We start from the raw sequence: 9,541 nt of genomic DNA on the forward strand, positions 1-9,541 counted from the left end.
CCATTCTAGGACGGCGCCATGACGTACCCCGCGATGCCGTCCCACAGCAGCTTCACCGCCGTCACCACCAGCAGCCCGTAGCAGAGCCGGTACATCTGCGCCTGGTTCAAGCGGTGATGCAGCCGCCACCCCGCCCAGACCCCCACGAACGCCGCCGGCAGGCTCATGGCCACCAAGCTCCAGTAGCCGCGCGACAGGTCCGCCACCGCCAGCCACGGGCCGGCCTTGAGCAGATTGCCGATGGTGAAGAACATGCTGGTGGTGCCGCCATAGACTTCCTTGGACAGGCCCAGCGGCAACAGATACATGGCCAGCGGCGGCCCGCCCGAGTGCGCCACCATCGTCGTGATGCCGGACGCGCCGCCCGCCAGCAAGGCCTTGCCGCTGGAACGCGGCCGCGCCGTCACCGATGCGCCGCCGCGCCACCACAGCCAGGCGAACAGCAACGTCGTCACGGCCATCAGCACCTCGACGAAATGGCGGTCGACCTGCCGCAGCACCACATAGCCCGCGGCGACGCCCGCCAGCAATCCCGGCACCAGCCACGCCAGGTCCGGCCGCGACCAGGTGCGCGGCTTCCAGTAGCGCAGGGCGAACAGATCCATCGCCACGAACACCGGCGCCAGCACGCTGCCGGCCGTGATCGGGTCCATCACCAGCGCCATCAGCGGAATGCCGATGATGGCGAACCCGCCGCCAAACGCCCCCTTCATGAAACCGATCACCCCGACGGCAAGCAGCGACATCGCAACAACGTAGAAATTCAGATCCATGGCCCGGCAAGACAGAAGCAGACATTGAAAAACGCCGCCGCGCGGCGTTGTGTGACGCCATCCTAGGCCGGATAATCTGCCCATCAAAATAATCGTCCTGGATACGCTTTCGCCATGCCCGCGTCGCGCTACAAGCAGTTGGTGGATCAACTGGCGGCCGACATCCGCGGCGGCCGCCTGCCGCCCGGCACGCGCCTGCCCACGCACCGCGAACTGGCGGCGCGCGAAGGCCTGGCGCTGATGACGGCCACCCGCGTCTACGCCGAGCTGCAGACCATGGGCCTGGTCAGCGGCGAATCCGGCCGCGGCACCTTCGTCAAAGAGGCGCTGCCGCGCGGCCACGGCATCGACCTGCGCGCCTGGAACGACGACACCACCGAACTGACCTTCAATTCGCCGACCCTGCCGGGCCAGGCCGCGCTGTACCGCAGCGCCTTGCGCCGACTGGCCGCCAAAGGCGACGCCGATGCCTTGCTGCGCTACCGCCCGCATGGCGGCAGCGCCCCCGAACGCGCCGCCGCCGCCGCGCACCTGGCCCATCGGGGCCTTACGGCAAGCGCCGCCTCGACCCTGCTCGTCAGCGGCGCGCAGCACGGCCTGACCATCGCCGCCATGGCGCTGTTCGAACCGGGCGACGTGGTGGCCGTGGACGCGCTGACCTACCCCGGCTTCAAGCTGGCGGCGGAATTCTCGCGGCTGGAACTGGCGCCCGTGCCCGCCGCCGACGACGGCATGGACCTGGATGCGCTGGCCGACCTCTGCCGCCGGCGCCGCGTCCGCGCGGTCTACGCCATGCCGACGCTGCACAACCCGCTCGGCTGGGTCGCCGGCCTGGCCTGGCGCGAGAACCTGGTGGACCTGGCGCGCCGCCACGGCCTGATGCTGATCGAGGACGGCGCCTACGCCTTCCTCGCCGCGCAAGCGCCACCGCCGCTGGCGGCCCTCGCGCCCGAGGCGACGCTCTACGTATCCAGCCTGTCCAAGAGCGTCGCCACCGGCCTGCGCGTCGGCTCGGTCAGCGCGCCGCCAGCCTGGATTCCCAAGCTGGAACGCGCCATCCGCGCCACCACCTGGAACACGCCCGCCACCCTCACGGCCATCGTCCAGGGCTGGTTCGAAGACGGCACCGTGCGGCGGCTCGAGACCGAGAAGCGCCGCGATGCCGCGCAGCGCCAACGCATCGCCGCGCAGATCCTGGGGCCGCTGCATCCGGTCGCCCATCCCTCGTCATACTTCGTCTGGCTGCCGCTGGCGCCGGAAGTGCGCGCCGATGCCATCGCCATGGCGCTGATGCGCGAACGCATCGCCGTCTCCACGGCTCATCCCTTCGCCGTCTCACACGTGCCGCACGCGATCCGGCTGGCGCTGGGCTCGGTGGACCTGGACGCCTTGCGGCGCGCATTGGAAGCGGTAGCGCGGGTGGTGGCGGACCGGACGGACAGGTAGGGGGGGGGAAGGCCTCCGCAACGCGCAAGGGCGATTCGCCATCCCCGGCGGGAACGCCAGGCGGCCGCCTTGCCGGATGCGCCCACTGTTGCTTTTCCGCCCGTGCCATCGACGCGCCTGCGCGCAGGCCTTGCAGTCGGACACAATTGGCAAATTGCTGTCCGACGCCAGCCCCGGCCGGCCACTAAGATGGCGCCGCATCATGCGCCACGTGCGCTTACCGAAGACCGATGAGAACAAGTCCGACATGAAAACGCGTCTGAACGTCTGCCCGTCCCCCCGCCCGCTGCTGCGCGCCACGCTCGCCGGCCTGTTTGCCGCCACGCTGGCCGCGTTCGCCAGCCCGGGCGCCCTGGCGGCCCACGCCGCCGAGCCGGCCGCTCCCAAGCCCGCCGCCGCCCAGGCCACCGCCGTCACCCCGCCCGATGCCCCCACGGTGATGTACGCCATCTACCAGATCGACGGCAAGGGCGCCGACTCGTACGAAGTCGCCAACGGCAGCGTCGCCACCTACTGGTTCGGCCACGCCTTCGAACTGAACGGCACGCAATACTTCACCGGCTTCACCTGGGACACCCGCGAAAAATACGGCAAGCCCGGCGAAGACGAAGCCGGCCCCGAGACCCAGGTCAACCTGGCCGAAGCCACCTTTACCCTGACCGGCTCCACCGCCGAACGCCCCTGGAAGTTCCGCGGCATGGAGCACACCATCGGCATGTTCGGCGCCTACGAACGGGCTGAAGCCGTCGACACTAGCCGCAAGCCGCTCGACTACCGCACCCCGGAAGGCAAGCTGCTGCTGGCCGTGCCGACCCAGGGCTTTGACAACGGCACCAGCTTCGAAGGCTACGCCCTGTTCGTCTTCAATCCCGGCCCGCGCGACGAGCTCAAGGACAAGGTCTGGACCTACCTGGGCAGCATTCTCACCGGCGACGACAACAGCGCCGCCTGCGCCGACGGCGACGTCATGCCCTGCGTCGCCAAGACCGGCAAGCTGACCTTCACCGCGCAGAACGGCAGCGACATGCCGCGCCTGACCGTCACCCCCAGCGGCACCGAAATCTCCGGCCCGGGCAAGACCCGCAAACTGGGCCCCGCCGACGCGGTCAGCTACGTCTACGACGAAGCCGGCAAGAAGTACACCGAGAAGTAAACGATGACGCGGCAGGCGCGCCGGCCCGCGCCGCCGCCCCGCCCAACCCGTCCCGCGACTGCCGCTACACTGACAGGTCATGCAGACCCTCTTCACGGAGCGAACCATGACCTCCCAGCCCCTGGCCATCACCCCGGCGCGCAGCGCCCTGCTGGTCATGCACTACCAGACCGACATCATGGACCTGTTCCCGTCGGTCGCCCCCACGCTGCTGGCCAACACGCGGCAGCTATGCGATGCCGCCCGCCGCGCCGGTGTGAGCGTCTACTTCGCCAAGATCCATTTCAGTCCCGGCTACCCGGAAGTCAGCCCGCTCAACAAAAACGGGCAGGGCATCCGGCAGTTGGGCCGCTTCGTGCATGACCGCGTCTCGCCCGAACTCGGCCGGCGCGACGACGAACCCATCATCCTGGCCCACCGCGCCAGTGTGTTCTTCGGCACCGACCTGCAACCGCGGCTGTCGGCCCAGGGCATCGACACCCTGATCATGGTGGGCGTCGCGTCCACCGGCGTCATGCTGTCGTCCATCGCCCACGCCAGCGACGCCGACTACCGCCTCCTGACCGTCAAGGACTGTTGCTACGACCCCGACCCGGTCGTGCACGACCACCTGTTCGCGACCGCTTTCGAGTCCCGCACGACCGTGCTGTCGCTGGACGCCGCCCTGTCCCTGCTGGGCGGCCTATCGAACCAATGAGTTGACCCATGCGTACCCTGATCATTGCCTCCCTTGCCATCGCCCTGAATTTTTCCCACGCCGCCGTGGCGCAAGCCGAACAAGGCTGCCCCGACGGCTACGCGCCCAGCGTCGGCACGCCCGGCCAGCAATGCGTGCCGATCCCCGTGGAGATCGCGCCCGCCGCGGGCGGCGCGTCCACCCCTGTATCGCGCGACGCCCAGCGCTGGGGCGCCGTGGCCTATGACGCGCTCTCCGGCGCGATCGGCATCTCGGCCGACCGGGCCAGCAAAGCCAAGGCCGAAAAAGACGCGCTGGGCCAATGCGCCACCAAGGGCGGCGCGCGCTGCGTCATCAACACCACCTATCACGACCAGTGCGTGGCCGTGGCCTACGGCCCGTCGCCCCAAGGCAGCGGCGTGCTGGTCAATTCCGCCACCGCCGCCAGCGAGGAACTGGCCCGCATGCGCGCCCTGGAAAGCTGCGAGAAAGGCGCTGGCGCCAGTTGCCAGGCTTTCTACACCGGTTGCAGCCTGCCCCCGCCGGCTCAATAATCGGCGTCTCGCCGGCCCGCATCCCTCGAAGGACCTTCCATGCTCGACCCCGCCACCCTCGTCCTCTTTGGCGGCGCCTGCGTCGCGCTGGCCATGACGCCCGGCCCCGACATGCTGCTGATCGCCTCTCGCAGCGCCGCGCAGGGCAGGGCCGCCGGCTTCGCCTCGCTGGCCGGCATCCAGGCCGGCACCTACTGCCACGCGCTGCTGGCGGCCTTCGGCCTGTCGCAGCTATTCGTGGCGGTGCCCATGGCCTACGACGCGGTGCGCTTCGCCGGCGCGCTCTACCTGCTGTACCTGGCCGTGCGCGCGTTCCGCTCGCGCCCCGTGTCGCACGTGCCCGATGCCGCCCGGGCCCGCTCGCCCGTGCGCGAAGTCTTCCTGCAAGGCCTGCTGACCAACCTGCTCAACCCCAAGATGGCGCTGTTCGTGCTGGCGCTGTTCCCGCAGTTCGTGCGCCCGCAGGACGGCTCGGTGGCCCTGCAGATCCTGGTGCTGGCCACCATCCTCAACGTCATCGGCCTGTTCATCAACGGCGCCGTCATCCTGGCCGCTCACCAGCTCAGCCGGCGCTGGGCCGGCCGCCAACGCCTGTCGCGCTGGCCGCAGTACGTGCTGGGATCGGTGTTCCTGGCGCTGGCGCTGCGCCTGGCCACCGCCAGCCGCAACTGACACGCACGCTCCATGCAAAAGATCGAAGGCCACGAATTCCGCATGGCCCTGGACAAGGGCAACGCGCACTTCCACGACCTGCACTTGCACAACTGCGCCTTCGACAACTGCGGCCTATCCATGGTCAAGTATCCGCAACGCATGTCGCGCGTGCGGAACGTAACGCTGTCGCAATGCCGCGTCGTGAATTCAGAGATCAAGCCGTGCGTGTTCGAGGACGTGGTGGTCGAAGACCTGTCCACCAACCCCATCCTGCTAGTGTGGGCCGCCTTCTTTCGCCGGGTCACGTTGAAGGGCAAGATCGGCAAGATCAACTTGAACCTGACGCCCGAAGCCTTCTGCACGGACGCGGATCGCCTGCGGCAATTCGAGACCGCCCGCGCCGCGTTCTATGCCGAAACCGACTGGGCGCTGGACATCAGCGACGCCAGGCTGCTGGGGCTGCGCTGCGAAGGCGTGCCGCTGCACCTGATCCGGCGCGACCCGCAAACGCAGGTGATCCTGGACAAGCGCGGGCGCTATCGTGGGCAGCAGGTGTTGGATGCGAGCTTCGCCAAGGCCTTTCCCGTTGCCGACAGTGTGCTGCGCGGCTTCGACGAATCCGACCGGCCGGCCATGCTGCTGGCCGCATCAATGGGTGCGCCGAAGAAGCGGCGTGACGAGGAACTGGGCGCGATCGCGGAGTTGCGCACGCTGGGATTTCTGGAAGATTGAAGCGCGTGCCGCGTCAGCGCCATAGCCAGTAGCCGACTGCCAGCACCACCGCCACCCACAACACCACGATCACCACCGCGCCCACCCGGCTGCGCGGCTTATCGCGCTTGGCCTGGATCCACGCGTCCGCCTGGTTGCGGCATTCCCGCAGCACATCTGGCGGCAACAACTTGATGGCCAGCCAGATCAGGCCCGGCAGCAACAGCACGTCATCCAGATAGCCCAGCACCGGGATGAAGTCGGGAATCAGGTCGATCGGGCTCAGCGCGTAGGCCACCACGAACAGGCCCAGCGCCTTGGCGTGCCACGGCGTGCGGGGGTGCTTGCCGGCGAACCAGAGGGTCAGGCCATCGCGCTTGATGCGCCGGGCCCAGGTTTTGAGGCGGTCGCGGGTTGACATGGGATGGGCTCTGCGGCTCGGGGAACGGCGATGAATTCCAGGTTGATAACCCGAAGGATAAAACCACAGTCGGGCGATCCATATAGGCTGGCGTTTGTGCAGGGGGTCTGATCTACATCCGTGGCAAATCAGACCGGTGGCTATGTGGGATGAGCAACCCTGGTGCTACCTTCAATCGACTGCAAAAGTCGGTTGCAGCGTTTGTGGCCGACGATAGACGACCACCATGCCAGACCAATCCCTCTTTATTGAACCGGCAAACGACCCACGCGACATCGTGGAATTATTGGCCAAATGGCGACAGGACGAACCGCTTGGGGCGGAAGACCAATTTCCAGACGTCGCCGACGCGCCGCTCAAATCGGAAGACGTCCTGTGAACAGTTATCTGCTGGACACCGACAATCAGTGCGCTGCTGCGTGATCCCAACGGCCCGGCGGCCCGCCACATCGAACGGGTAGGCCCAAAGGTGATCTTCACCAGTGCCGTCGTCGCGGCGGAACTGCGCTACGGCTGCGCCAAAGGGGTCGGCGAAGCTGCAAGCGAAAGTCGCAAGCCTGCTGGGCGCGCTCCCTGTACTGCCCGTGGATGTGCCCGTCGACATTAAGTACGGCAGCCTGCGCGCTGAACTGGAAGCCGCTGGCGGGCCGATTGGCGCAAACGATCTGTGGATAGGCGCGCACGCTTGCACGCTCGGGCTGACGCTAGTGACGGGTAATACCCGGGAATTCGAACGTATCCCCGGACTCGCCGTGGAAAACTGGCTGGCTTGAATCGAGCACATCGTCTCGTTCTTTTACAGCATCGAGACCACGCGTTCCCATACCGCCAATCTGCAATAGCTCCATTCGACGGAGCCACTTCGGCCGTATTCAAGGCTAGATCACCCCTCCACCAGCCTTGGAGGCGTTGAGGGTCGATCTGCCCAACTGCTCCCCCCATTGGCAATCCTCAGACATCAGTTTCTTTCGCCGGTCCTTGAAATAACGGAGCGCGTGGGCCGCTTGGCTCATTCATCGCTTTCTGGCCAAACTTCAGCTTCGCGTTCTATGGCGTATCAGAATTGTCAACGCCATACCTTGACTGCACCTTGGGGCGATCAGCAGATGGCTTGATGCATAGCATCGACGCCTTCGCTGCATACATTCCTAAAGCTCCGATTACCACGCCGACCAATGCCAAGATGTAAACATTAAACTTCAGTCCAAGCAGGATCAAGGCAACCCCGACGCACATTAGCAACCTGCGAACCAGCGCTTGAAATTCCCTTCAGCAATGATCAAATTATAAAACTCCACCTTACTTCCCCCGAACTCCATTCGAATAGCCTTTACGCGCCAACGCACAATAACGACCCTTGCAATCGGCGCTTTTGACGTCAAATGATTCAATGCCTCTCATTATCTTTGACTGTTTTATCCATTCGCTCTTTCTTTCTGGCCTTCAGCCACCCTGGTGGATAAGGCGCACGATCGAAGGGACGGATATTCAACTGAGCCGCCCGTGCCGAGTACCCACCAACCGACGCAAATACAAGGCCTAAATAAAAAATCCAACCCGTATTCCAGATCTTGATATCAAAAAAATTACGGCCACCCCAATAATTAACAAAGAGTAGCGGCAAACAGGGGCCACATTACCCTCTTTCACTAAAATTCGATAAACCACATCAACAATCGAATTCGTTTTAATCTGCATATCTAGCCTTCAGATATTCACCAAGCTCGTTGAATAGAATGCCCCCATCCGGAACAACTGCACCAGCCCTTTCACAGCTAGGACAACTCCGCCACCAACCACGTAGGCGCCGTTCCGACTGCTGCCTGAACGTCGATTCACCTCGATCTAGAGTCTCCTTGAATACCGCTCTTCTAGTCTTTCAGCAGATCTGAGAACACCATTCCCTTCATCAGGAAAGAAGGCTGAATAAATATCAGCAGCAATTTTCATAAGAGATACGTAGTCAGACACGGAAATACTGGAGGTTTCCATTTCGCCCAAGAAAAAGCTAACCTCGTTGAAACTCTCCGGATCGTCCCAGTTCTGATCAAGAGAATAGGAAAAACCTTCGCTCACAGTGAAGCCGAATCCGTGCGAGGCGTCATAGATAAACGCAGGAAAATTAATTTTCTCTGTAACTATAGAAGCCTCTAGCAACGCGTAAAGGTCTTCAGAATCAAGACCAGTGGAAATAAGTGCCTTCTTGAGCGCATCAAGCCAGGGCGCGTCGACCATCTTTTCTCCAACCGCAGCTTCCGAATCGACGGATGACTTCATTACAACCCTCCAATCGGTTGAACATAATCATCCGGGAAATGGCGGAAGATATATCAATCTTCATCCGCCGACCGCTTATTCCGCCTCGACTTTAGCCATCCTCGCGGATAGGGTGCAGAAGAAAAGGGACGAATCTTCAATTGGGCCGCCCGAGCGGAATACCCGCCCACCAAGGCAACAGCAAAGCCGACATACCAAATCCAGCCAGTATTCCAAAGTTTTATATCTGCAAAAAAAAGAGCGCCACCACATATTGCAAATAAATATCTACATACGGGCACAAGGTTGTCATCACGTATAAAAATACGACGCATAATTTCTGTAAATTTATCCATAGCTTAATTGGTATATTTGAATTTTGGGCATTCACCAATTCGCAGGAGACAATGACATGACTTGAATTTAAATGCGGCGAAGCATCGAGAAGCAAAGCTATAGCTCGTCCGAATTTGAGCATCAATCACATACGGATCCTGGGTATTCCATGAATATGGAATATGTCGCAAATCCATTATTTTCTGGCGCCTTAATTTCGTACTGCTCCCGCCCTCGACAAAATATATTTCTCCCTGGCATGGAGATATAAACCGCGCCTATGCTTTCAAAAATTCCCTCATTTCTTGCTCTGACATTCGCAGACCAGCCAGATGCCGAAAACTCCAAAAATATTTGCACCACCGCCCCAGGTTTAACAAATCTATCTTCTGACAAAACCGCCCCATTTTCTAGTTTCACCAAGTTAACTAGATCACTCATTTTTTCCGAGATACCGACGACGTCTCTGGGGATTCTAAAGATCATATAGATCATCGACATCGACCAAAAAAAGATCCAGAAAAAAACCAATCCGCGCGATATTTTTATTTTCATTAGATT

The 9,541-nt window shown here is 62.6% G+C and carries 11 protein-coding genes and 1 pseudogene; 8 read left to right on the forward strand and 4 right to left on the reverse strand.

All coding sequences use genetic code 11. The annotated features are described in order from the left end of the window. Positions 1–5: 5 nt before the first annotated feature. Positions 6–773 carry a sulfite exporter TauE/SafE family protein gene (locus SB816_RS01010; protein WP_020925688.1) on the reverse strand — a complete coding sequence of 256 codons (768 nt, stop codon included), beginning with the start codon at positions 771–773 and terminating at the stop codon, positions 6–8. A 114-nt stretch (positions 774–887) separates the two neighbouring features. Here SB816_RS01010 and SB816_RS01015 point away from each other — a divergent pair, with 114 nt between their 5' ends. The 6 genes from SB816_RS01015 to SB816_RS01040 all read left to right on the forward strand — a co-directional run bounded on the left by SB816_RS01015 (position 888) and on the right by SB816_RS01040 (position 5,988). Then, positions 888–2,219, forward strand: coding sequence for a PLP-dependent aminotransferase family protein (locus tag SB816_RS01015; RefSeq protein ID WP_410546409.1), 1,332 nt, complete (start codon positions 888–890; stop codon positions 2,217–2,219). A gap of 247 nt (positions 2,220–2,466) precedes the next feature. Further along, entirely contained in the window at positions 2,467–3,372 is a 906-nt protein-coding gene (locus tag SB816_RS01020; RefSeq protein ID WP_410546410.1) for a hypothetical protein, read from the forward strand. A 106-nt stretch (positions 3,373–3,478) separates the two neighbouring features. Next, positions 3,479–4,069 (forward strand): isochorismatase family cysteine hydrolase, encoded by a 591-nt coding sequence (locus tag SB816_RS01025; protein ID WP_064527475.1) that lies wholly within the window; start codon positions 3,479–3,481, stop codon positions 4,067–4,069. A gap of 8 nt (positions 4,070–4,077) precedes the next feature. Then, complete coding sequence (locus SB816_RS01030; protein ID WP_054504350.1) at positions 4,078–4,602, forward strand: DUF4189 domain-containing protein; 525 nt, start codon at positions 4,078–4,080, stop codon at positions 4,600–4,602. Positions 4,603–4,641: 39 nt separating this feature from the next. Then, the gene (locus tag SB816_RS01035) at positions 4,642–5,274 is read left to right on the forward strand and encodes a LysE family translocator (protein ID WP_410546411.1); all 633 of its coding nucleotides are present in this window, start codon (positions 4,642–4,644) and stop codon (positions 5,272–5,274) included. A gap of 12 nt (positions 5,275–5,286) precedes the next feature. Further along, complete coding sequence (locus SB816_RS01040; protein ID WP_410546412.1) at positions 5,287–5,988, forward strand: hypothetical protein; 702 nt, start codon at positions 5,287–5,289, stop codon at positions 5,986–5,988. Between the two features lie 13 nt (positions 5,989–6,001). On the opposite strand, the gene SB816_RS01045 is transcribed toward SB816_RS01040, so the two are convergent. After that, entirely contained in the window at positions 6,002–6,388 is a 387-nt protein-coding gene (locus SB816_RS01045; protein WP_410546413.1) for a YkvA family protein, read from the reverse strand. 226 nt (positions 6,389–6,614) lie between these two features. Here SB816_RS01045 and SB816_RS01050 point away from each other — a divergent pair, with 226 nt between their 5' ends. After that, positions 6,615–6,767: a hypothetical protein gene (locus SB816_RS01050; protein ID WP_155755596.1), complete on the forward strand. Its 153-nt coding sequence runs from the start codon at positions 6,615–6,617 to the stop codon at positions 6,765–6,767. After that, a pseudogene (locus tag SB816_RS01055) lies at positions 6,764–7,161 on the forward strand (type II toxin-antitoxin system VapC family toxin). Before SB816_RS01050 ends, SB816_RS01055 begins: the two are co-directional and overlap by 4 nt. Positions 7,162–8,233: 1,072 nt before the next feature. Here SB816_RS01055 and SB816_RS01060 read toward each other — a convergent pair. Both SB816_RS01060 and SB816_RS01065 read right to left on the reverse strand, forming a co-directional pair. Next, entirely contained in the window at positions 8,234–8,665 is a 432-nt protein-coding gene (locus tag SB816_RS01060; RefSeq protein WP_175143528.1) for a hypothetical protein, read from the reverse strand. 456 nt (positions 8,666–9,121) lie between these two features. Further along, positions 9,122–9,535 (reverse strand): hypothetical protein, encoded by a 414-nt coding sequence (locus SB816_RS01065; RefSeq protein WP_410546414.1) that lies wholly within the window; start codon positions 9,533–9,535, stop codon positions 9,122–9,124. Between the last annotated feature and the right edge of the window lie 6 nt (positions 9,536–9,541).

This window comes from Achromobacter sp. SIMBA_011, assembly GCF_046535435.1.
Taxonomy (GTDB): Bacteria; Pseudomonadota; Gammaproteobacteria; order Burkholderiales; family Burkholderiaceae_B; genus Achromobacter; species Achromobacter dolens.